This window comes from Marinomonas sp. ef1, assembly GCF_002806845.1.
In the GTDB taxonomy this organism is placed as follows: Bacteria; Pseudomonadota; Gammaproteobacteria; order Pseudomonadales; family Marinomonadaceae; genus Marinomonas; species Marinomonas polaris.
In genome coordinates, this window is record NZ_NHTT01000009.1 from 176,178 (window position 1) to 199,202 (window position 23,025).

The 23,025-nt window shown below is 41.4% G+C and carries 18 protein-coding genes; 13 read left to right on the forward strand and 5 right to left on the reverse strand.

Going from position 1 to position 23,025, the window contains the following annotated elements:
* Window positions 1–111 precede the first annotated feature (111 nt).
* Window positions 112–1,008, forward strand: coding sequence for an AraC family transcriptional regulator (locus CCS02_RS14525; RefSeq protein WP_100185917.1), 897 nt, complete (start codon window positions 112–114; stop codon window positions 1,006–1,008).
* 82 nt (window positions 1,009–1,090) lie between these two features.
* Here CCS02_RS14525 and xylB read toward each other — a convergent pair whose 3' ends face one another.
* Entirely contained in the window at window positions 1,091–2,581 is a 1,491-nt protein-coding gene (gene xylB / locus CCS02_RS14530; RefSeq protein ID WP_100636947.1) for a xylulokinase, read from the reverse strand.
* A gap of 245 nt (window positions 2,582–2,826) precedes the next feature.
* Here xylB and CCS02_RS14535 point away from each other — a divergent pair, with 245 nt between their 5' ends.
* The 3 genes from CCS02_RS14535 (at window position 2,827) to ygfZ (ending at window position 8,229) form a co-directional block, all read left to right on the forward strand.
* The gene (locus CCS02_RS14535; RefSeq protein WP_100636948.1) at window positions 2,827–6,192 is read left to right on the forward strand and encodes an MHYT domain-containing protein; all 3,366 of its coding nucleotides are present in this window, start codon (window positions 2,827–2,829) and stop codon (window positions 6,190–6,192) included.
* The gene (locus tag CCS02_RS14540) at window positions 6,189–7,184 is read left to right on the forward strand and encodes a response regulator (protein WP_100636949.1); all 996 of its coding nucleotides are present in this window, start codon (window positions 6,189–6,191) and stop codon (window positions 7,182–7,184) included. The genes CCS02_RS14535 and CCS02_RS14540 overlap by 4 nt, the downstream gene beginning before the upstream one ends.
* A 127-nt stretch (window positions 7,185–7,311) precedes the next feature.
* Window positions 7,312–8,229 carry a CAF17-like 4Fe-4S cluster assembly/insertion protein YgfZ gene (gene ygfZ / locus CCS02_RS14545; RefSeq protein WP_198515385.1) on the forward strand — a complete coding sequence of 306 codons (918 nt, stop codon included), beginning with the start codon at window positions 7,312–7,314 and terminating at the stop codon, window positions 8,227–8,229.
* Between the two features lie 51 nt (window positions 8,230–8,280).
* Here the strand turns inward: ygfZ and ung are convergent, their stop codons facing one another.
* Both ung and CCS02_RS14555 read right to left on the reverse strand, forming a co-directional pair.
* The gene (gene ung, locus CCS02_RS14550; RefSeq protein ID WP_100636951.1) at window positions 8,281–9,003 is read right to left on the reverse strand and encodes a uracil-DNA glycosylase; all 723 of its coding nucleotides are present in this window, start codon (window positions 9,001–9,003) and stop codon (window positions 8,281–8,283) included.
* Window positions 9,004–9,912 (reverse strand): phosphotransferase, encoded by a 909-nt coding sequence (locus tag CCS02_RS14555; RefSeq protein WP_100185911.1) that lies wholly within the window; start codon window positions 9,910–9,912, stop codon window positions 9,004–9,006. It lies immediately after the preceding gene.
* 89 nt (window positions 9,913–10,001) lie between these two features.
* Between CCS02_RS14555 and CCS02_RS14560 the strand changes: the two genes are divergently transcribed.
* The gene (locus tag CCS02_RS14560) at window positions 10,002–10,868 is read left to right on the forward strand and encodes a MurR/RpiR family transcriptional regulator (protein WP_072839495.1); all 867 of its coding nucleotides are present in this window, start codon (window positions 10,002–10,004) and stop codon (window positions 10,866–10,868) included.
* Between the two features lie 447 nt (window positions 10,869–11,315).
* Window positions 11,316–12,812, forward strand: a complete 1,497-nt coding sequence (gene putP, locus CCS02_RS14565) for a sodium/proline symporter PutP (RefSeq protein ID WP_072839494.1) — start codon at window positions 11,316–11,318, stop codon at window positions 12,810–12,812.
* A 261-nt stretch (window positions 12,813–13,073) separates the two neighbouring features.
* Here the strand turns inward: putP and edd are convergent, their stop codons facing one another.
* Window positions 13,074–14,888, reverse strand: coding sequence for a phosphogluconate dehydratase (gene edd, locus CCS02_RS14570; RefSeq protein WP_100636952.1), 1,815 nt, complete (start codon window positions 14,886–14,888; stop codon window positions 13,074–13,076).
* A gap of 382 nt (window positions 14,889–15,270) precedes the next feature.
* Between edd and gap the strand changes: the two genes are divergently transcribed.
* The 6 genes from gap (at window position 15,271) to CCS02_RS14600 (ending at window position 20,815) form a co-directional block, all read left to right on the forward strand.
* Window positions 15,271–16,284: a type I glyceraldehyde-3-phosphate dehydrogenase gene (gene gap / locus CCS02_RS14575; protein ID WP_072839492.1), complete on the forward strand. Its 1,014-nt coding sequence runs from the start codon at window positions 15,271–15,273 to the stop codon at window positions 16,282–16,284.
* Between the two features lie 81 nt (window positions 16,285–16,365).
* Window positions 16,366–17,814: a pyruvate kinase gene (gene pyk, locus CCS02_RS14580; RefSeq protein WP_072839491.1), complete on the forward strand. Its 1,449-nt coding sequence runs from the start codon at window positions 16,366–16,368 to the stop codon at window positions 17,812–17,814.
* Between the two features lie 6 nt (window positions 17,815–17,820).
* Complete coding sequence (locus CCS02_RS14585) at window positions 17,821–18,291, forward strand: methylglyoxal synthase (RefSeq protein ID WP_100188721.1); 471 nt, start codon at window positions 17,821–17,823, stop codon at window positions 18,289–18,291.
* Between the two features lie 212 nt (window positions 18,292–18,503).
* A complete protein-coding gene (gene purE, locus CCS02_RS14590; protein ID WP_048813927.1) occupies window positions 18,504–18,995 on the forward strand; it encodes a 5-(carboxyamino)imidazole ribonucleotide mutase in 492 nt (163 codons plus the stop codon).
* Window positions 18,996–18,998: 3 nt separating this feature from the next.
* A complete protein-coding gene (purK, locus tag CCS02_RS14595; RefSeq protein WP_100636953.1) occupies window positions 18,999–20,066 on the forward strand; it encodes a 5-(carboxyamino)imidazole ribonucleotide synthase in 1,068 nt (355 codons plus the stop codon).
* 275 nt (window positions 20,067–20,341) lie between these two features.
* Window positions 20,342–20,815 carry an Lrp/AsnC family transcriptional regulator gene (locus CCS02_RS14600; RefSeq protein WP_100636954.1) on the forward strand — a complete coding sequence of 158 codons (474 nt, stop codon included), beginning with the start codon at window positions 20,342–20,344 and terminating at the stop codon, window positions 20,813–20,815.
* A gap of 51 nt (window positions 20,816–20,866) precedes the next feature.
* Here CCS02_RS14600 and CCS02_RS14605 read toward each other — a convergent pair whose 3' ends face one another.
* The gene (locus tag CCS02_RS14605) at window positions 20,867–22,108 is read right to left on the reverse strand and encodes an MFS transporter (RefSeq protein ID WP_100636955.1); all 1,242 of its coding nucleotides are present in this window, start codon (window positions 22,106–22,108) and stop codon (window positions 20,867–20,869) included.
* 441 nt (window positions 22,109–22,549) lie between these two features.
* Here CCS02_RS14605 and CCS02_RS14610 point away from each other — a divergent pair, with 441 nt between their 5' ends.
* Window positions 22,550–22,708 carry a YqaE/Pmp3 family membrane protein gene (locus CCS02_RS14610; RefSeq protein ID WP_072839487.1) on the forward strand — a complete coding sequence of 53 codons (159 nt, stop codon included), beginning with the start codon at window positions 22,550–22,552 and terminating at the stop codon, window positions 22,706–22,708.
* Window positions 22,709–23,025 lie beyond the last annotated feature (317 nt).

Here is a 23,025-nt window from a genome sequence, read left to right on the forward strand (position 1 = left end):
GCCTTAGATTCTTAAATGTATTTTATTAAAATAAGAAAATAAGCAGTGAATTGTCGTTGATATAGAATTAAAGTCTTACGTCTAACAATAAAGCTGCTGAGCGAGAAGATTATGTCTAATACCGCCAAACGCATCACGCCCGAATACGAAATTGTCGAAGATAACGAAACTATTCGCTATTTAGAACACGGCTATCCGTGTGACCTTATTCGCTGGCACGCCCATGATGATTACGAGCTGCATTTTATCGTTGCCACATCGGGCAAAGTCTTTGTAGGCGATTACATTGGCAATTACTCACCAGGCCAACTTATTTTAACCGGCCCTCGACTCCCTCATAACTGGATCTGCCAACACAACCAAGAAGATGTTCAACTCAGAGACATGGTAATTCGTTTCGACCATGAGTCCTTTTCAAATGGTATGAAAATAATTCCTGAGTTAGCCGAAATTCTACCTATGTTAGCCAGAGCGAAATCTGGCATTGAGTTTTTTGAACAAGATCATGAGTACCTAAAAGACGTCTTCCAAAAAGTCCGCGACTCCAGCGGCTTATCAAGGTTAATTCTCGCGCTTCCTCTCTTACAAAAACTGGCGCAGAGCCGAAGTTACCGCTTACTTTCAACCGTGCAAATCGATTTGAAATCCAGTGAAACATTGCAACGAAAAATCAACACAGTGGTTGATTATGTGTCACAGAACTACAGCAATGATATTACACTTTCCAGTGTAGCGAATTTGATTGGTATGTCAGACAGCCATTTTTCGCGTTTCTTTAAAAAGGCGACAGGCAACCGCTTTATTGAATTTGTGAATCGCGTTCGAGTCAGCCGTGCTTGTAGCTTGTTAACCGAAACAGACCAACAAATCGCCACAATTTGTTTTCAGGTTGGCTTCAACAATGTTGCTAACTTTAATCGCCGGTTTCATGAGCTGAAAGGCGTTACGCCAAGAGATTTCAGGACTCAAAGCAACATTCATATTGAAGGCATTGCGCCCGTATCATAATACGTCTCGCGTCTTGGGATCATAAAAAAGCACCACCTAGATATTATCTTCGTGGTGTTTTTTATCAAAACAACTGTCGTTATTAAGACGACAGCCGCATCAGTTTTTCATTTAGGTCTTTTGTTGATTGATAAAGTGATTGGTACAAGGCGTACTTATCTTGATAGTAAGACCCAAAAGTGGCCACTGGCTCATGAACCTCTAAAACATCCGGCATGGTGCAATATTCAGCAATCAGCGATTCGATGTTTTTGCCTTGGCTTTGTTGCTCGCCTAACAAGGCCAATCGTGCTGCGCCCAAACCAGGTCCAACATCACCGCCATCACGATAAATCAAACGCTTATTCAATACGTTGGAAATGATCTGACGCCACAGAGCAGAACGAGCCCCGCCACCAATGAGTGACAGCTCATCAACTGCACTTCCCGCACTGTCCAAGGCATTTTGACAATCCAATAAAGAGAACGCCACACCCTCCAATATCGCCAACGTCATAGCTTCAACATTAGCTGTATTCGTTAAACCAATAAATTGTCCATTGGCTAGCGGATCATTATGTGGTGTTCGCTCACCACTCAAATAAGGCAAAAACAACACATTAGTTCGCTCGATATCACTGTCTTCAAGCGCGTCCAGTAATTCTGCAACGGACTTATCCACCAGCTTGGCGAACCAAGCTAATGAGTTCGCTGCGCTAAGAGTAACGCCCATTTGGTGCCAACGATTAGGTAAGGCATGACAAAAAGCATGCACAGTATTCTGTGGATTGGCTTTATGAGACTCGCTCACAGTGAAATACACACCAGAAGTACCCAATGAAATAAAACCTTGACCGGGATTAGTAACACCCATGCCAACCGCTCCAGCGGCATTGTCTCCGGCGCCGGCCACAACTGGTAATTGGAGAAGCCCTAACTCTTGAGCCATTGCTTCAGATAAAGTACCGACGACATCACAACCTTCATACACTTTTGGCATATTGGCTTGACTCAAGCCGGTTGCGGCCAATAAAGCATCGTCCCATTGGCGTGTTTCTGGGTTTAACCAAAGCGTACCGGCGGCATCAGAACAATCCGATGACATAACGCCCGTCAATCGATAAGCCAAATAGTCTTTCGGCAGTAATACATGAGCCAACTTAGCAAATACCTCTGGCTCGTTTTCTTGTACCCAACGTATTTTAGGTGCCGTAAAGCCCGGCATATAAAGGTTGCCAGAACGTTCAATCAAGTCAGGAAATTGCGCCATCAAGGCTTCACACTGTACTTGACTACGACCATCATTCCACAAAATACAAGGCCGTAATACATTACCCTCCGCATCAATCAAGGTAGCACCATGCATCTGCCCCGATAGCCCCAACGCCTTCAACTTGCTCAGATCCAAGCGTTGCTGCAATTGATTAATAACGTCCTTACAAGCTTGCCACCATGTCAATGGGTCTTGTTCCGACCAAGTCGCATGAAGACTCTCAACGGTTAAAGGCACAGACTCCTGCGCTAAAACATTACCTTTATCGTCAATAACGACACCTTTTAAACCAGAGGTTCCAAGATCAAGACCTAAATACATTTTGTTACTCTTCTTCATCAAAAGTAGTGTTTTGTTTTATTTTTTGTATGGCATGCTACACCATTCTAACCATTACTTTTCATACTCGAAACAATAGAGAAAAGTGTCAATACAATTCTGAAAATTAGCCTTTTTAGTACAAGTAGAGAATAAAAATTGTTAGTTTTTGACGCGTGGATAGCAAAATAAACAACCTTAATGTTTTCTCACGACCCGTGACCTAATTCAGGAAAGAAGTAGAGTTAATGTATTCACTAAACAGTTTTTTTGTCACCAATATGGATAACGCTCATCTGGCAATGGGTGACTACAACTACCTACTTGTTGCTCTTTCTATATTGCTCGCCTCGGTGGCTTCTTTTTTTGCGCTGCATTTTGCGTCCATTGCGCAGCACATTGTTATTGAAAAATACAAAAATATCGCGCTTGTCTCTGGTTCTTTCATCATGGCAGGCGGTATTTGGAGTATGCATTTTGTCGGCATGCTGGCATTTAATATGGGACATGGAATTTCTTATGACCCATTTTTAACAGCCCTCTCTCTGATACCCGCTATTTTAGCGTCTTACATCACTCTGAAACGATTAATTAGAAGTGACCTAAGTATCTGGCAACTGCTCGTTAATGGTGTGCTTGTCGGTGGTGGAATTGGCGCGATGCATTATATTGGCATGGCAGCGATGGAAATGGATGTTGAACTAAAATATGACCCAGCGTGGTTCTTAGCATCACTAGTCATTGCCGTTGCTCTCGCTTTTATTGCCCTATCGACTCATTACTATGTCAGAAAAGTTTGGGCTAATTTGAGTACTAAATGGGTCAGCTGTATCAGCGCGCTTATTATGGGAGCTGCTATTTCTGGTATGCATTATGCTGGTATGGCAGGAGCAAGGTTCATTTCATCCGGCGAAGCTGGAATGCATCACATACAAGACAGTTCTAACGATGAACTTTCGTTTGTTGTGGCAATCATCACTTTATTACTATCAATTCTAGCTGCAAACATCGCTTCGCAATTACGTTATCGTCAGTTATTACTGGAAAAAACAGCCAGTGAAGTTCGCCTAAAAACAACTTTAGACACAGCTGTAGATGGCATCATCTCCATAGACAGTTCAGGCATCATTAAAGAGTTTAATAAGGCTGCCACGCAAATTTTTGGTTGGCAAGAAGAAGAAATAATAAATCAGCACTTTGGAGTCTTATTTCCTCAAAAATACACTGATGAATTCAATCGTTCTTTAGCCGTATTTCGCGATACCGGTGAAGTAACCATAGCAGGCACAGATAGAGAAATTCATGCTATCAACAAAGCTGGACACGTTTTCCCTATTAGACTAGGTGTTGGAAGAGTTGATATCCCTGACAGCGGCACATTATTTGTTGGTTTTATTACCGATATCTCAACTCGAAAATCGCTGGAAGAAACCATCAAAAAAAGCGAGAAACAATTTAGCTCTTTGATCAAAAATATTCCCGGTGCCTCTTTTCGCTGTTTAATGGACGAACATTGGACGACTATCTTCGTGAGTGATGCTATTTACGATGTGACTGGATGGAGTACATCTGAGTTTTATAGTAGAGCAATTTCCTTTGCCAAACTTGTTCATCCTGATGATGAGAAAAACGTTGCATCCACCATAAATGAGGCAACGAACGCACGTAAAAGTTATAAATTAGAATATCGCTTAAGGCACAAGGATGGTCATTATGTTTGGGTTTTAGAGAACGGTTCAGTCATTCTAAACCAAAACAGTAAACCTGAATGGATTGATGGCGTTATTTTAGATATTTCACAACGTGTTGAAATGGAAGACGAGCTTCGTCAAGCCAAAGCAAAAGCTGAAGCTTCCGTAGAAAGTAAGGCTTCTTTTTTAGCTAACATGAGCCATGAGATCCGCACGCCAATGAACGCTATTATTGGTTTCTCTGATATTTTATTAGAATCAGAAATCTCAGGCGAAAACAAAAAGCATTTATCAATCATTAGTAAATCTGCTCGCTCTCTGTTGCACCTCCTCAACGACATACTAGACAGTGCAAAGTTAGAAAAAAACAAACTTGAATTAGACATACAACCTTTTGTACTTGCAAATGCGGTAGATACTGTTATTTCAACTCTATGGCTACAAGCCAGAAATAAAGGACTAGAGCTCAATTTTCATGTGGAGCTAGAGGTTGCCGAGGCATATTTGGGTGCCGAAGATCGTATCCGCCAAGTGCTAATGAATATTTTAGGCAATGCGATCAAGTTCACTGAAAAAGGTCACGTGACTTTAAATATATCGAAACTACAAGATAGTAAGATACGCTTTTCAGTTACAGACACAGGGATAGGTATACCAGAAGAACGTTTAACTCACATTTTTGATCCATTTACACAAGCTGATGCTTCCATGAGTCGTCGTTTTGGCGGCACAGGTTTAGGTACTAGCATATCTAAACAATTAGTAACCCTCATGGGAGGGCAAATTCATGTAACGAGCGAAATAGGTGTTGGAAGTTGTTTTTACTTTGACTTACCTCTCACTGAGACTGAAGCGCCATCGGATACCAAAACATCTCAACTGTCTATTATCACGCCAAAAAGAATACTGCTGGCCGATGATGTTGAACAAAACCTAACGCTGCTGACTATTTTGCTTAAACGACATGGCCATGCCATATTTTTTGCAAAAGACGGTATTGATGCTATTGAACAATTTAAAACGATCAAGCCTGACATCATTCTAATGGACATTCAGATGCCAAAGATGGATGGCTTAACTGCAACTCAAATTATCCGCAGCTATGAAAAAGAAAATCAGCTAGCTCGCACTCCAATTATTGCTTTAACAGCCAATGTGCTAATCGAAGATAAATTAGATGCCCAACAAGCGGGGATGGATGGCTTTGCCAATAAACCCATTGATATTCAGGCTTTAATAACTGAAATAGCGAGAGTCTTAAATGAGACTCCTACATTGATTGATCAGGAAAATTTTGATCACGAAAAAATTAATCGTAAAAATCTACAAATCCACATGGATAAAGGTCTATCACTGTGGAACGACCTGCCTGTTTACATCACAGAGCTATCTAGGTTTGCAGAAACTAACGCAAATTTAGTCAATAGACTAACAACTCATTTAGACAATCAAGAATACCAAGAGGCTTACGCTTTAGCGCATGCGATAAAAGGCTCTTCAGGTAATCTTGCATTGTTAAATATATCTAATTGCATGGCGAATATAGAGCGTGCTGCACAAACAAAAGACCATGATCAATTCTCAAAAAACGTGCAGTGTTTAGCTTCTTTATTGGCTTACTTTTTTGAAGAGCTACATTGGTTAATAGAAAAATACAGACTTCACTCCGAGATGACAGAAACAGACACTCAGAATGAGCTTTCTACAACGCAATTAATAGCACTTCTCGAAGCGCTTATTCTGTCCGCAAACTCAGGCGAAGTAGATGACGAAAACATCGCTTTACTTATTAGCAACGTCCCTCAATACATGAAAACACAAGCCATTGCAGCGAGTAAGGCTATCTCAAACTTTGAATTCGATAGCGCTATAAACAGCCTTACCAACCTAAAAGCATTGATGATACAGGAGCCGACCAAATGAGAATCGGAAGTAAACCTGCACCTCGCATCCTATTGGTTGATGACGAGCCGTCAAACTTACGAGTTCTAAGGCAAGTATTGCAAGCCGCTCGATACCGTTTATCTTTTGCTCGATCAGGACAAGACGCATTAAAATTGGTAGAAAAAGAGCCGGTAGACCTCATATTACTCGATATCATGATGCCAAATATGACGGGCTTAGAAGTCTGCGAACGTCTAAAACAAAACCCCGCAACCGCCCACATTCCTGTGATATTTGTAACAGCATTGAAAGACAGTATCGATGAAGCAAAAGGCTTTGAAATTGGTGCAGTTGATTACATCGTCAAACCCATCGTACCAGCTATTGTCTTAGCTCGTGTTAAAACACACCTGTCATTAATTAGAGCGGATGAGTTGCTAAATACGCATATCGATTTGATCCAAAGGCTTGGGCGAGCTGCCGAATACAAAGACAACGAAACAGGCATGCACGTACAACGGATGAGCCGATATGCAAAAGTCATTGCTTCGGCTTACGGCTTTTGTGAAGAATCAGCGGATGATTTAATGATGGCAGCACCTATGCACGACATAGGAAAAATAGGCATAGCGGACAACATACTGCTAAAACCTGGCAAGCTTACAGAAGAAGAGTATGAAGTCATGAAGACACATGCTCAAATCGGTGGTGAAATTCTTTCTAACCCAAGTTCCTACCTTATTAAACTAGCCCACTCTGTTGCGATGACTCACCATGAAAAATGGGACGGTACAGGCTATCCAAACGGCTTATCAGGGGACAATATCCCCATTGAAGGCCGTATTGTTGCTTTAGTTGATGTATTCGATGCATTGACTAGCGCGCGACCTTATAAAAAAGCATGGTCTACTGAAGAAGCGATAAATTACATCACTGAGCAAAGCGGAAAACACTTTGATCCAACGCTAATTCCATTACTCCAACAAGAGTTACCCAAACTACTTGAGATACAAAAACAATTTGCTGAATAACTTTTGCTGTATAAAAAATCATTATCGATCTGACCATTGAAAAGTAAAAGTTCGGCATTACTGATAGGCTATTCATGCAGAGCAACTGCAACCTATTTTATGCCCAATCTATTTTATGGAACGTTTTATGACTTCGCTTCACGATATTATTGACTCAACACTGCAAAACAAAGACGTCGTCATGAAACAGCTAGATATCGGTGTTTTGCGAGTATCAGGTTTGGATTCAAAAAAATTCCTACAAGGCCAGACAACCTGTGATATGAACAAACTGTCACAAGATAATGGTTTATACGGTGCAATCTGTAGCATTAAGGGACGCATTATCAGCAGCTTTTATATTGTTCAGAACAACGACGATGTGCTGATGGTAATGGCAAAAGACCTGGTCGAAAAAACCTTGTTACATTTAAAAAAATACGCGGTGTTTTTCAAGACTGTGCTGGTCGATGAGCAGGATAACTTTGTGATTTACACAAAATTAGCAGCAAAAAATATAGAAGCAAACTCAAATGCGGCATCTAATATTTTCGCAACCACTCAAGACAGAGAAACTATCACATTGACAGTTAGCAATGAGCCATTAGAAGTCCAGTGGCTTATTACTCCAGCACACCAAACTGCAATTGAAGAAAAGAACCAAGAATTAGCAGCCTTGGCAGTACTTGCTGCTCGCCCACTTATCAACTTAGAACAGAGTGAAACGATTTTACCTCAATGGCTTAACATGCAAAGCACAGGCGGCATCAGCTTCACAAAAGGCTGCTACACAGGACAAGAAATCGTTGCTCGTATGCAATATAAAGGTAAGTCGAAGAAGCAACTTGCATTGGTGACTTGGGAAGGCAATTTAGATACAACAAAAGACATTGTCGATGGGCCAGGAAAGAGCATAGGTCAAATCTTTGCTGCCACTCATTTTCAAGAAACAAATTATGCGCAGGTTATTTTAAATATTGATCCAAGTGACGCAGAAAAACTTCTTTTGGATAACCAAGAAATCACCTTACTTCCACTTCCCTACTCGCTAGATAGCAAGAAATAGAGGCTATATTTGAGGTATTTTATAGCGCCAGATAGGCGCTATAAAATTAATTTAGAATGGCAAACCAATCTGCGTATTACAATCTACTTTGTTCGTACTTTCTATTGGTTCTAATGCCCATTTTATCGGCTCTTTTCCAAGACCAACTAAGTAATTATTCGCTTTAGAAAAATGCTGACAACCTAAAAAACCACGATAAGCCGATAAAGGCGATGGATGAACACTTTCCAGCACACAGTGTTTATCACGATCAATATGACGGCATTTTTTCTGTGCATAGGATCCCCACAGCATAAAAACAACACCTTGATGCTTATTGTTAATAAGCTCGATGATTTTATCAGTAAATATTTCCCAACCTTTATTCTGATGAGAACCTGCCTTGCTCGCTTCGACGGTCAACACACTATTTAGCAATAAGACGCCTTGTTCCGCCCATTGCTCTAAAAAACCATGTTGCGCAGGTGCAATCTCTAAATCCATTTCAAGCTCTTTATAGATATTCATCAATGAAGGAGGAACCTTAATTCCAGGCTTTACCGAAAAAGATAAACCATGGGCTTGACCCTCTCCATGATATGGGTCCTGCCCAAGAATCACTACTTTCACTTTACTAAAAGGCGTCACATTTAATGCCGTAAAATACTCAGGTTCTGCAGGATATAGCGTGTTATTTTGTTTCTCTGCTTGTAAGAATTTTTGCAAAACCAACATATAGTCTTTCTCAAACTCATCAGCTAAATATTCTTGCCAATCACCTGTTAATTTCATCATTTAACTCACTTCATTCATTGCGTTGCTTTCTGTTTCATGAAAAGGATTTAGCGCTGGCGTCGCTTTAAATTCATAATAATATTGCAGTGACAGCTCATCTTGAGGTGTAACTAAGTGCTTCAGTAACAACCAAGCCATTTCCCTTAACCCGTATGCTTTTACATACTCTTGGATAACATCTAAAGACTTCTCTTCTGGAAGGTCTGATCGGTAAGAGCTCAGCAATAAAGCTGTTTGTCTTGCATCTAAATTGTGAGATTTAACTACAACAGCAAGATCAAATAATGGATCACCAACTCCTGAGTACTCCCAGTCAATCAACCAAAGTTGCTCACTGTCCATTAATATATTCTTAGGATTTAAATCGTTATGGCAGAGTACAGGCGGTAAAATCATTTCTGGCGGCGTTAACTGCTTCAAAAGAGAAGCAAGATAATCATATTCAGCCATCAAACTAGGTGTTTCACAGCCATAACGTTGAACCCCCTTCAAATAATGCTCTATCACATCAAATACACCATAGTAGTGGTGACTCATTGGTAAACTATGTGTCTGCACTAAAGCTTGAGCAATTCGCGGTATATCTTTATCCTGATGACGCACAGCCCAATCAAGAGAAGGCTGAGAGACAAATTGACAAGCAAAACTACCTTCATCATCGTGCCAAGCCACGACTGGAGAAAGACCAATAGATGCAGCATGTTTTAAGGTATTAATTTCTTCCATGCGATTAATATAAAAAGCACTACTATCTATATAGGGAATACGTAATACAAAACGAGAAACTTTCCCCCAATGAATCAAATACACCTTGTTTGAAAAGCCTTCCTCAAATAAAGTAGTTTCAACCTCCATTGTGGCTGGTAGTATGTCAGCCATTTTTACGAAATACTCAGATAGTACAGTCATTTTTAATCATTTTATTGCCAGAATTGTAAGTGGCTGTCAGAATGAACAACTGAACCATCCGAGTCAATAGTCAACTTTGAAGCAGATCAATGATTAAACACGAAGACATTATTCGTAAGATACAAGAACGACTGAGCACGTTAAGCAAATCCGAGCGAAAAGTAGCGGAAGCCATTCTTGCCGATCCTAAAACAACCATCCACTCCAGTATTGCGAAACTTGCAGCAAGAGCGGAAGTGAGCGAACCTACGGTTAACCGTTTTTGTCGCAGCCTTATAGGCAGTGGCTTTCCTGATTTTAAAGTATCACTTGCCCAAAGCCTTGCGACAGGTACGCCTTACGTTAACCTAAACGTAGAGCCTGACGATGCTCCTGGCGCCGTCACTGCGAAGATTTTTGAAGCCGCTAAAAACAATCTTACCCGTGCTCAGGATATTTTACCCGAGTCATTGATAAGCCGAGCGGTTGATGTATTAGCACAAGCTCGCCGAATCGAGTTTTATGGTTTAGGTGCATCTGGCCCTGTTGCCAAAGATGCACACCATAAATTTTTCCGTTTGAACATGCCGGTTGTTGCCTATACGGACATTCTGGTACAGCGAATGGCTGCTGCTGGATCGCATTCAGGCGATGCTATCGTCATAATTTCATACACTGGGCGCACCTTACCGTTAATCGAGACTGCTCGAGTCGCTCGTGAAGCTGGCGCTACCGTTATTGGCATCACTAATCCAGATTCTCCTCTCACAGAGCATTGCTCTATCGTATTACCGATTGAAGAAACTGAAGATACCGATATCTATACGCCAATGAGCTCACGTATTGTCTATCTCACTTTGATCGACGCTCTCGCGACTGGCGTACTTTTGAAGCGTGGTCCTGAGTTCAACGCACACCTGAAAAAGCTCAAACAAAGCGTACAAGATACTCGATTACCGAAAGTTGAAAAGAAATAACATCACAATATAAGGCACATAATATGTGCCTTAATTCTTTACTACATCTTTAATAAACTAGCCTAAACAAAAGATATTTGTCCAAACGAGCCAATTTGTTTAATGCATCAGATTTTTTCGTAATTTTGTCAGAGAAATTTGAAAGATTATCCCATCACAGCCACTTAAAATCGGCTCAGGTCTTGAAATATGTCGTAATGCGTTTCATTCTCTTTACAAGAATTTGATGATTTTCACATATAAAATCAATGGCTATCACAACAACGATTTAACAATTATAACTCTTTCGGGTGTGATTTGGACGCAGCTTTTTTTAAGCGCCATCTTTCGATCAGTAGGTATTGCTAAACAGTGCAATACAAGGATAAATATTATCCAACACTGATAAATAACCTTATCTATCCAAGGTTATTTCACCCGTAATAATTTCATTAGGGGACAACAATAATGATAGAAAGCAGCTATGCGATCAGCTTTACATTCCTAGCCTATCTAGTAGTTATGCTAGGAATTGGGCTGTACGCTTACAAACGTACCTCCAGCTCGGAAGACTACTTTCTTGGTGGACGCTCTTTAGGACCTTGGCCTACCGCATTGTCCGCAGGCGCTTCAGATATGAGTGGCTGGTTACTACTTGGTTTACCTGGTTACGCTTTCGCCGCGGGTTTAGAGTCTTTCTGGATTGCTGGTGGCCTTTTTGTTGGAACATGGCTTAACTGGCTAATTTGCGCAAAACGCCTAAGAACGTACAGCATCAAAGCGAACAACGCACTCACACTTCCAGATTTCCTATCTACTCGATTCAATGACAAATCAAAGCTCATTCAAACCATTTCAGCTCTGTTCATTTTGCTGTTCTTCTTGTTCTATACAAGTTCCGGTTTGGTTGCTGGCGGTAAATTGTTTGAAACAGTATTTGGCTTAGATTATACCTATGCAGTAATTATCGGCACAGTATGTGTTGTTTCCTACACGCTATTTGGTGGTTTCCTTGCCGTGGCTTGGACAGACCTTGTTCAGGGCTTGATGATGAGTGCGGCATTAGTGATTGTACCTCTCGTTGCTATTGATGGCGGCTGGTCTGAGCTGTCTAGTACTTTAATGGCAAAAAATCCAAACTTACTAGATATCTGGACTAACGTAAGTGGTGAACCTCTAACTGCAATTGGGATTATTTCTCTCGTTGCTTGGGGACTAGGCTACTTCGGTCAACCGCACATCCTAGCGCGCTTTAAAGCCTCTCGCTCTAATAAAGACATTAAAACAGCACGTCGTATTGCGGTTATTTGGACATTTATCTCCATGGCAGGGGCATTGCTTATTGGCTTAGTAGGTATCACATTTGTTGATAGCAACCTAACTGGCAACCTAGCTGACCCTGAAAAAATCTTCATGATTCTTGTTAATGCCGTTTTCCACCCTGTTGTTGCCGGTATTCTTCTTGCAGCAATCTTAGCGGCGATAATGAGCACAGCGGACTCTCAACTTTTGGTATCATCCTCTGCACTCGCTGAAGATTTTTACAAGCAACTATTCAATAAAGAAGCAACTCAAAAACAAATCGTCAACGTTGGACGCTTTGCGGTTGTTGCTATTTCTATTATTGCGTTATTGCTTGCATTGAACCCAGAAAGCTCAGTACTCGGCCTAGTGTCTTATGCTTGGGCTGGTTTTGGCGCTGCATTTGGCCCAGCTATCCTTCTTAGCTTGTTCTGGCGCAACATGAACCGTAACGGCGCTCTAGCGGGTATTGTTATTGGTGGCGTTACCGTTGTGGTCTGGAAACAATTAACGGGTGGCATTTTCGATCTTTATGAAATCGTTCCAGGCTTCTTGTTCTCGACTATCGCTATCTTTGCGGTAAGCCTAGCAACAGGCGCTCCAGAAGAGTCTGTAACAGAATCTTTTGATGAATACGAAAAAGCACTAGATACAATGAACTAAGTAACCAGCTCTTCGAGCTCATTACTTCAGAAGGCCCGAACCTACTACAGATTCGGGCCTTTTTTTATTTTTAAAATATAGATACTTGATTTGAATTAAGATGGCACTCGGTTGATGATCCATCGATACACTATGCGTAAAACAGAGAGTAAAAGGGTTAAAACAATAAACTAGAAAGGCAAATTACAGGCAAAAAAATGGGGCTTGAAACAAGCCCCTAAACACCATTTACTAACAAATGTTAGTAGTCAGAGGAAAGGTTTAATCATTAAACAAGCTGCAAGCACCTTGTTCTGCGCCACTTACTAAAATACGTTGTGCGCTAAATAGTTCACGCCCCATACCTTGATGGGAATCGGTTAAATCTTGCTGTGCTGCTTCGCGTTTATTTAGCTCTTCGTCTGAGATCAACACAGACAAAGTACCTTCAATTGCATCTAAGCGGATCATGTCGCCATCATGGATCTTAGCGATAAGACCACCCGCCAATGCTTCAGGCGTCAAGTGGATTGCAGCAGGTACTTTGCCTGATGCACCAGACATACGACCGTCTGTCACTAAGGCAACTCGGTAGCCTTGATCCTGTAAGTTACCAAGGTATGGCGTCAACTTATGCAACTCAGGCATACCTAATGCTTTAGGCCCTTGGAAACGAACAACAGCCACACAGTCACGTTTCAATTCACCACTTGCAATGGCATCAGCCAATGCATTTTGACTATGAAACACAGCAGCGGGTGCTTCGATAATTCGATTTTCATCTTTCACGGCTGAAACTTTAATCACTGAACGACCAAGGTTACCTTTCAATAACGCCAATCCGCCTTCTTTACTAAACGGATTATCAATAGGTCGCACAACATTCATATCTAAGCTTTCATCTGTACCATCACGCCACACAAGATTATCACCTTCTAAGAAAGGCTCTTTGGTGTAATGAGTTAAACCTTTACCCACGATAGTGTTTACATCTTCATGCAATAGACCACCTTTCAGTAATTGCTTAACCAGAAACGCCATACCGCCAGCCGCGTGGAAATGGTTAATATCTGCTTGGCCATTCGGATAGATTTTAGTCAATGATGGCACAACTTTGGAAAGAGCTGAGAAGTCATCCCAAGTGATAATAATGCCAGCAGCACGAGCGTAAGCGACAATATGCATCGTATGGTTAGTTGAACCACCCGTCGCCAACAAACCAACAATCGAATTCACGATGCTGCGCTCGTCGACTATTTCGTATAAAGGTCGGTAATCTCGACCCAATGCAGTGATCTTGGTAGACAACTGAGAAGCATAGTTAGTTAATGCGCCTCGTAGTGGATCATCTGGATTAACAAAAGAAGATCCTGGAAGCTGAAGCCCCATAATTTCAACTAATAGCTGATTTGAGTTAGCCGTACCATAAAAAGTACAAGTACCAGCGCTGTGATAAGAAGCTGATTCAGCTTCAAGTAACTCCTCACGAGTCGCTTGACCCTGAGCGTAACGCTGACGAACCGCCGCTTTAGCTGCGTTAGTAATACCTGAGCGCATTGGCCCTGCTGGAATAAACAAAGCAGGCAAATGACCAAAACGCAGTGCAGCAATCAACAAGCCAGGAACAATCTTGTCACAAATACCTAGATAGATAGCCGCATCAAACATGTTATGAGAAAGTGCTATTGCTGCACCTTGTGCGATATTGTCACGACTAAATAGACTTAGCTCCATGCCGTCTTGCCCTTGCGTAACACCATCACACATAGCAGGAACACCGCCAGCGAACTGAGCAACAGAGCCCATTTCTTTAACCGCTGCACGAATTTGATCTGGGTAATTTTCGTAAGGCTGATGAGCAGACAACATATCATTGTAAGAAGATATGATACCTATGTTCGCTTCCTCCATTAGAGTCAGCTTTTGTTTATCTTGAGGTTGGCATGCCGCAAAGCCATGAGCCAAATTCCCACAGGACAATTTACCTCTGTGCGGTCCTTGCTCTTGCGCTTTTTTCATATCTTTAAGGTATTGCTCGCGCAACACTTTGCTTCGTTCAATGATGTCGTTCGTTACCTTAGCAACAATCGGATTCATGCTTCTCTCCGTTTTTGAATTCAGTTATCTCAGCAAACAGCCTGACACTACAATATTATGTAATATTACTACATTTTTAATTTATTTCACGCCTGAAACAGATAAATAACCAATAAAAACACTATATTTTGTAATTTTTTTACAAAAACAATTCGAAAAATGCTTTCTGTCAGCTAAAATACTCGAACTTTTGTAACATAATTCTGTACAATGCTAGCCATATATCAATAGATGATCAAAAAACAATCATATTGACAGGAATTTGTTACTAATCCTTGCTTAAAAAATTACTTATGTAGTATTTTTACGTAAAGAACAAAATTGAACGCGTGTTGTTCGAGTTCGAACATCATGCAACTTTCGCACTATGTTAGAGGTGAGTATGACGATTAAGGTAGCTATCAACGGTTATGGACGCATTGGACGCAATACGCTTAGAGCTTTGTATGAATCAGGCAAGCGTGATCAAATCCAAATCGTAGCGATTAATGATCTTGGTGATTCAAAAACTAATGCTCATTTAACGAAATACGATACTGTCCACGGTCGCTTCAACGAAGAGGTTACCTTTGATGAAGAAGCGCTTTATATCAACAAAGATAAAATCCGCACTTTCTCTGAACGTAATCCTGCAGACCTTCCTTGGGCTGAGCTAGATATTGACGTCGTTTATGAATGCACAGGTTTCTTTACAACAAAAGAAAAAGCCAGTGCTCACATCACTGCTGGAGCGAAGAAAGTTATCATTTCTGCACCGGGTAAAGAAGTTGATGCGACTGTTGTATACGGCGTAAACCAAGATGTACTAACATCTAAAATGACTGTCATTTCAAATGCTTCTTGTACTACCAACTGCCTAGCGCCATTCGCTAAACCATTAAGCGAAAAGCTTGGTATTGAAAGTGGCTTGATGACGACAATTCATGCTTACACCAATGATCAGCGCCTTTCAGACGTTTATCATGAAGATCTTTACCGCGCTCGTGCGGCAGCAATGAACATGATTCCAAGTAAAACTGGTGCTGCAGCTGCAGTTGGCCTTGTTATCCCAGCACTTGTTGGTAAATTTGATGGTCTTTCTGTTCGCGTACCGACTATCAACGTTTCGCTAGTAGATTTAACTTTCTTAGCGCCTCGTGAAACAACAGTAGAAGAAATAAACAAAATCATTGAAGACGCTATCAAGGCAGATCCAATTCTCGCGCAAGTATTGCATGTTAATTATGAGCCTCTTGTCTCTTCTGACTTCAACCACAACGCCTACACATCTAATTTCGATGCGACACAAACTCGCGTACAAGGTAAATTAGTAAAAGTTATGGCTTGGTATGATAACGAATGGGGCTTCTCAAACCGAATGCTTGATAATACTATCGCATTAATGGCTGCGAAATAGTCAAAATACACGAAGGCTGCTGACGCAGCCTTCGTCGTCTCTTATACTTCTCTTCACGCTTTCTAATCTTTGGTATTTAAAATGACTCGTAGAACTAAAATTGTTGCCACTTTAGGCCCTGCTTCCAGCTCTCCAGAAATGATTGAGAAATTGATCCTTGCTGGTGCCAACGTTTTCCGTCTAAATTTTTCTCATGGTCAACCTGAAGATCACATCGAACGAGCTAAAGTGGTTCGTGAAATGGCTCAAAAAAATGGTCGTCATGTGGCGATTCTTGGTGATCTACAAGGCCCTAAAATCCGTATCGCTCGCTTTAAAAACACCAAGGTCGAGCTAAAAGACGGCGCAACCTTTATTCTTGATGTTGGTTTTGACAAAAACAACGGCGACGAAACTCGCGTTGGTATTGACTACCCACAACTAGCAAAAGACTCACAGCCTGGTAACGTTTTGCTTCTTGATGACGGACGAGTTGTTCTTGAAGTACTAGAAGTGAAAGGCCAAGAAGTTATTACTAAAGTCATCGTTGGCGGCGCTTTGTCTAATAACAAAGGCATTAACCGCCAAGGTGGTGGACTATCTGCTGCTGCGCTAACCGACAAAGACCGCGAAGATATTAAAACTGCCGCCGCATTAAAAGCAGATTACTTAGCTGTTTCTTTCCCTCGTTGTGCAGACGACCTTCACGAAGCTCGTGCACTAGCCGAAGCTGCTGGCCTTAAAGCAGGTATCGTTTCTAAAGTAGAGCGTGCTGAAGCGGTTGCTGACAATGAAACATTAGATGCAATTATTCTAGCCTCTGATGCTGTCATGGTTGCTCGTGGTGACCTAGGTGTTGAAATTGGTGATGCAGAATTGATTGGCGTACAAAAACACATGATCAAACGCTGCCGTCAGTTGAACCGCCCTGTTATTACAGCGACTCAAATGATGGAAACTATGATTACTAGCGCAATGCCAACCCGCGCGGAAGTATTTGACGTAGCTAACGCTGTTTTAGATGGTACAGATGCCGTCATGCTTTCTGCCGAAACAGCCGCTGGCGCATACCCTGAAGAAGTAATTAAAACCATGAACCGCGTTTGCTTGGGCGCTGAAAAGCAACCAGCAATCAATCGTTCTAAGCACCGTATCGATGTGACCTTTACCAGCATTGATGAAACGATCGCGATGTCAGCTATGTACGCAGCTAACCATTTGGAAGGTGTTAAAGCGATTATTAGCTTGACCGATTCAGGTACTACACCACTTCTTATGTCACGCATTAGCTCTGGTTTGCCAATCTATGCACTGTCTCCAAACCAAGCAACACTGAATAAAGTAAACCTTTATCGTGGCGTAACGCCAGTAGCTTTCTCTTCACAAGAATTTAACGTTGACACTATCGTTGCTGGCTTAGTTGACCATGTGAAGTCTCTTGGTCTAATCAAAGACGGTGATCTTGTGATTGTGACAAAAGGCGATCACTTGGTGAGCTACGGTACAACCAATATGATGAAAGTCGTAAAAGTCGGTGCTGTTGAGGAATAAGTCACAGTGAAGAGCAAAACGTTGCAACAAAAAACGATCACGACACCGGAGCGTAAAAACGTCGCTCTGGTTGCTCATGACAATATGAAGCCTGCTCTTATCGAGTGGGCTGAAAAGCATAAAGAAAAACTAATCAAGCACAATCTGATGGCAACTGGTACAACTGGAAATTTAATGCAAAAGCAATTAAACGTTCCGGTACATTCGCTGATTAGCGGCCCTCTCGGTGGCGACCAACAACTTGGAGGTCTAATTGCCGAAGGCAAAATTGATGTGCTGATTTTTTTCTGGGACCCTTTCGAGCCAATGCCTCATGATCCTGACATCAAGGCTCTACTTCGAGTAGCTGCTGTTTGGAACATCCCGATTGCTTGTAGCGTTTCTTCTGCCAATTTTTTGGTGACGTCACCTTTATTCGAAAGCGAATTTGAGCGACAAATCCCAGATTATGAAAAATACCTCCAAGAGCGACTCTAGTCGCTCTTTCTTTTTCTACTGTTTATCAAACAACTTAGATATTTCTAGCTTCCTCAAAGCTCGCGGTTTTCCTCAAAATCGGCTATATTAGCCGCCAATTATTGTCATGTACAAATGTGTTAGGCCACGTTTAGACAGGGCAAATTTACTGATTAGACTCAACGTATAAGCCCCTCAGCACCACGTTGAACACCACTTATAGGAGAAGAGTTTTGCAAGCAGATGTAGCCCTAATAATGGGATCAAAAAGTGACTGGGCGACAATGGAAGGCGCCGCTGAAATAATGGACGCTCTTGGCGTAAGCTACCACGTCGAAGTGGTATCCGCTCACCGAACACCAGTCAAACTTGCAGAATTCTCAGAAAGTGCTGCAGACAAAGGTTTTAAGGTAATTATTGGCGGCGCTGGCGGCGCAGCTCATTTACCTGGCATGGTTGCAGCTCATACTCGTTTGCCTGTGCTAGGTGTACCAGTACAAAGCAAAGCCCTAAACGGCATGGACAGTTTACTGTCTATCGCACAAATGCCAAAAGGTGTTGCAGTTGGAACACTAGCTATTGGTAGTGCAGGTGCTTTCAATGCGGGTTTATTGGCTTGTCAAATTCTAGCTATTTCTAACCCTGAACTTGCTAAAAAAATTGAAGCATTCAGAACCAACCAAACAGAAACTGTATTGGCGAATCCAGACCCGAGAGAGGCTTAATCTATGTCAGTTCTATGGGTATTAGGAGCAGGTCAATTAGGCGCTATGCTAAAACAAGCTGGAACCCCACTCGGTGTTGATGTTCGTCCAATTGATATAGAGTCAACCGAGACCTTAGCACTAGGTCCAACTGATATTGTGACAGCAGAAAGAGAAGAATGGCCAGAAACTGTAGCCACCAAACAACTTGCTACACATAGCAACTTTGTCAACCTAGCGACCTTTCCACAGCTTGCAGATCGTCTAACCCAGAAACAATGGTTAGACCGTCTTGAGCTAGCGACAGCACCATGGTTTCCTGTTGAGGCTGACTCTTCTGCAGCACAAGCTTATGAGACATTAGGTGAACGCATTCTGATGAAAAGTCGTCGGGGTGGTTATGATGGCAAAGGTCAATATTGGTTAAAACAATCTGAAGGCATTGAGATACCTGAAGATTGGAAAGGCCAAGCCATTGCAGAACAAGCCATTAATTTTGATGAAGAAGTTTCATTAGTCGGTGTTCGAGGTAAAAATGGTGAAGCGCACTTTTACCCACTAACACTTAACCTTCACATTAATGGCATCCTATACGCCTCCATCTCTCCATTAGAGCGCCTAAAGCCTTTGCAAAGTAAAGCAGAAGTAATGCTTAGCAAGCTTATGGAGGCTTTAGACTACGTCGGCGTAATGGCGATGGAATGTTTCCGTGTAGGAGATGAGCTACTCATCAATGAGCTAGCTCCAAGGGTCCATAACAGCGGCCATTGGACACAAGCAGGCGCAAGCGTATGTCAATTTGAAAACCACGTACGCGCTGTCACAGGCCTTCCATTAGCGCCAGCCGAAGTTAAGAACCAAAGCATGATGGTCAACTTAATTGGTGTAGATCTAAACTATGACTGGCTAAACTTACAAGGCTTGGAGCTTTATTGGTACAAAAAGGAAGTTCGCCCAGGAAGAAAAGTTGGCCACCTTAATTTTTGTTCTGGTAGCTACTCAGTATTAGAGTCAGCACTAACAAAACTAGATCTTCCAGAGCCTTATCCAGAAGCTTTAGAGTGGTTAGCTAAAAACTTACCCAAGCTATAAATATCCACCCAAAGTTAGATATATCTTAACCTGACAACTAAATGCCGCTATCGTAAATGATAAGCGGCTTTTTTTATCGCTCAAACATCGAAGTGAATTAATTTATCCAAATAGATAAAAAATAAAAAAAACCGCAGAAACGCTTTAAAAATAGAAAATATAATATTTTTGAACTTGTTTACTTTACAAAACTCCTTATTCTAATTGATCTAGCTGAAAACAGCTTATTCAATATAAGAAAAACAGTACACTTAGATGCTGATAAGGAACTTTGAATGAACCATCTTGAACTAGACAGTTATGATTGGCGCTTACTTCGAGCCCTGCAAACCAATGCAAGACTCACCAATGTCGCGCTATCAGAACAAGTTAACCTATCCCCTTCCCAATGCTCAAGAAGGCTACAAAGACTCGAACAAAACAATTTAATTGAAGCTTACTTCACTCAACTTAATGCAAGTGAGTTGGGATACCACGTAACCGCTTTTATAAATATTACCCTTGATAAAAGTATTAAAAATTCAGATCAAGAGTTCAAAAAAGCCATTGAAGCCATTCCTCAAATATTAGAATGTTACTCGGTGAGCGGCGAAGCAGATTACTGGCTACGAATTATTAGCGAAAATCTACCCACTCTATCAACCTTTCTAAGTGAATCCCTTGCCAGTCTACCTTGCGTCAGAGACCTGACCTCAACCGTTGTCCTCAATCGCGTAAAACACGTACCATCAATTCCATTACCTAATTAACCAAGAACACAGAGAAGCGACAGAACCCATATATAGTAAGGGTGTCGCTTTTTAGACCTCAGGCAAGCGAATAACCATATAGACTCCGGCAAGAGTAATTATCGAAAATACCAAAACGAGAGATGCTAATGAGATCGAGTAAGTCAGTAAACTAATACTACTCATGGCTAATAATATAAAACCAATAATAGTATTACTGACTGATACATAGCTAGTTCGCTTATTTCCCTCGCCTAAATTCACTAAATACGTTTTACGACCAATTCTGACACCTTGGTGAGCAACGCTTAAAACGAAATACAGAATAACAATGAGCAATGTAGTAAAGCTCGTCTGAGGAAATAACTTTACCGTTGAAAATAGAGCCACACCAGTGAATGCACTCAATAAAGAAGAAAACATCATCACTTTCCGGCTAGAATGGTCTGAAAATAACCCCCAAAAAGGAGAAGATAGCAGGGAAGCTAAACCACTCGATAGGATAAATAAACCTAGAATCAATACACCGTTTTCGGATCTTTGTTGGGCAATCAATACATAATAAGGAGCACTCAGAGCCGCACATAAAAATAACGAACGAGCAATAACGAATTCGCGAAATACCGAATCAGTTCTCAACAGACTAAGCTCTTTAAATACATCAATAAAATTTACACCTTTGTCTCCAACTTCACTTAAAGGCTCTTGCACCAAAGAATAAATTAAAGCGGCAAATAGCCAAATCATTGTAGCTGCAACAATTCCCCAAATATAAAAGCTCACATTACCTTGAATATTATCGAAGAAAAATAACGTACAAACAGCTATACCTATTGTTATAAGTCCTGAAGCACTAGAGGACCATCCAGTAACCCTTCCACGCTTATTTTTCACAACAGTCTTACCAAGCACATCTTTCGACGCTACAGAATTAAGCCCCCTTGCTACACTAAATACTATTAATGCAACAATAATTGCCCAGCCTGCGCTTACTCCGTCTAGCAACAAAGCGGCGCACCCTATCACCACCACACATAGAGATTGAATTAGGCTTCCCAACACCCAGACCCACTTTCGAACTTTCACCTTGTAAATAAAATGAGCAATAATCAACTGAGGCAACAAAGATCCAGATTCACGTATTGGCACCAACCAGCCCAGCAGGTACAAAGGAGCCCCCAAGCTTTGTAGCAACCACGGCAAGGTAACTTTTGGGTTGATCAAAACATCACCTAAATTGATTAAAAACTGAGAGATAACCAACTTGAAAATATTTCTTCTATTTGCCTTCTTTTGCACTTCTTTATCTAGCATAACAACACTCTATTAATATTTTATTCACAGAATACTCGCTAAAAATTGCCTCTAAAAAAACAAGAATAACGGTTAGCATAAAATATGCTCATTCTAAAAAAATTTATGATATTTATAGCAGTCTTAATAGAACTATAGACGTATACAGCTACCAACTTAGGACAAAATCAAAGGAAGCTAATTCACACATAATAAGCTGCAGCTCTTTTAGCTTACATATCCACAGGAAAGTAGGTCTATTTAGCACCACAACAAACCGCAGCCCTTTAGACAAGTTTATTAATATCCAATCACAAACTAAGTAAAACGAGCTTATGAAGTAAGACTTATTCACATCTTTGTAAAAAACGTAAAAAGTCTGTCACTTGATTAGCCAATCATACATCGACTAGATAGACTTATTTAGCAATCAAAAAAACATAATTAGTAAGGATAGATGACATGGATTTAATTAGAATTTTATTTGCCATTCTTTTACCGCCGCTTGGTGTCTTTTTACAGGTTGGTATCGGTGGTGCATTCTGGCTAAACATATTACTCACCATTTTGGGCTACATCCCAGGAATCGTACATGCTGTCTGGATCATCGCTAGGCGGTAACCTCAGCGCTCTCTAGATGAAAAAGCCCTGATAGCTGATCAAACGCTGGACGATCATTAGGCGGCAACCTCAATGATATGAGGCTACACATTATTCTGCTTCGTCTCTCACTGTGTGCTGACTCATTCCATCTTTGGCATTGGATTAGCGCTGACGCGTTGAGCTTAATAACCTCCTCCCAACCTCCCCATGAGGAGGAGCAAAAATGCCTGAGCAGTTATGACGTCGACGACTTCATTGATATGATGCTGGCACGCATTATCCTGCGTCGTCCCTCCCTTATATCCTGATACATGCCATCTTGGCATTTCCCGCAG

Excerpts from the sequence above, each read along its gene's own strand:
- CCS02_RS14525 (WP_100185917.1), top strand. The coding sequence starts at position 112 with ATGTCTAATACCGCCAAACGCATCACGCCCGAATACGAAATTGTCGAA.
- xylB (WP_100636947.1), bottom strand. The coding sequence starts at position 2,581 with ATGTATTTAGGTCTTGATCTTGGAACCTCTGGTTTAAAAGGTGTCGTT.
- CCS02_RS14535 (WP_100636948.1), top strand. The coding sequence starts at position 2,827 with ATGTATTCACTAAACAGTTTTTTTGTCACCAATATGGATAACGCTCAT.
- CCS02_RS14540 (WP_100636949.1), top strand. The coding sequence starts at position 6,189 with ATGAGAATCGGAAGTAAACCTGCACCTCGCATCCTATTGGTTGATGAC.
- ygfZ (WP_198515385.1), top strand. The coding sequence starts at position 7,312 with ATGACTTCGCTTCACGATATTATTGACTCAACACTGCAAAACAAAGAC.
- ung (WP_100636951.1), bottom strand. The coding sequence starts at position 9,003 with ATGATGAAATTAACAGGTGATTGGCAAGAATATTTAGCTGATGAGTTT.
- CCS02_RS14555 (WP_100185911.1), bottom strand. The coding sequence starts at position 9,912 with ATGACTGTACTATCTGAGTATTTCGTAAAAATGGCTGACATACTACCA.
- CCS02_RS14560 (WP_072839495.1), top strand. The coding sequence starts at position 10,002 with ATGATTAAACACGAAGACATTATTCGTAAGATACAAGAACGACTGAGC.
- putP (WP_072839494.1), top strand. The coding sequence starts at position 11,316 with ATGATAGAAAGCAGCTATGCGATCAGCTTTACATTCCTAGCCTATCTA.
- edd (WP_100636952.1), bottom strand. The coding sequence starts at position 14,888 with ATGAATCCGATTGTTGCTAAGGTAACGAACGACATCATTGAACGAAGC.
- gap (WP_072839492.1), top strand. The coding sequence starts at position 15,271 with ATGACGATTAAGGTAGCTATCAACGGTTATGGACGCATTGGACGCAAT.
- pyk (WP_072839491.1), top strand. The coding sequence starts at position 16,366 with ATGACTCGTAGAACTAAAATTGTTGCCACTTTAGGCCCTGCTTCCAGC.
- purK (WP_100636953.1), top strand. The coding sequence starts at position 18,999 with ATGTCAGTTCTATGGGTATTAGGAGCAGGTCAATTAGGCGCTATGCTA.
- CCS02_RS14600 (WP_100636954.1), top strand. The coding sequence starts at position 20,342 with ATGAACCATCTTGAACTAGACAGTTATGATTGGCGCTTACTTCGAGCC.
- CCS02_RS14605 (WP_100636955.1), bottom strand. The coding sequence starts at position 22,108 with ATGCTAGATAAAGAAGTGCAAAAGAAGGCAAATAGAAGAAATATTTTC.
- CCS02_RS14610 (WP_072839487.1), top strand. The coding sequence starts at position 22,550 with ATGGATTTAATTAGAATTTTATTTGCCATTCTTTTACCGCCGCTTGGT.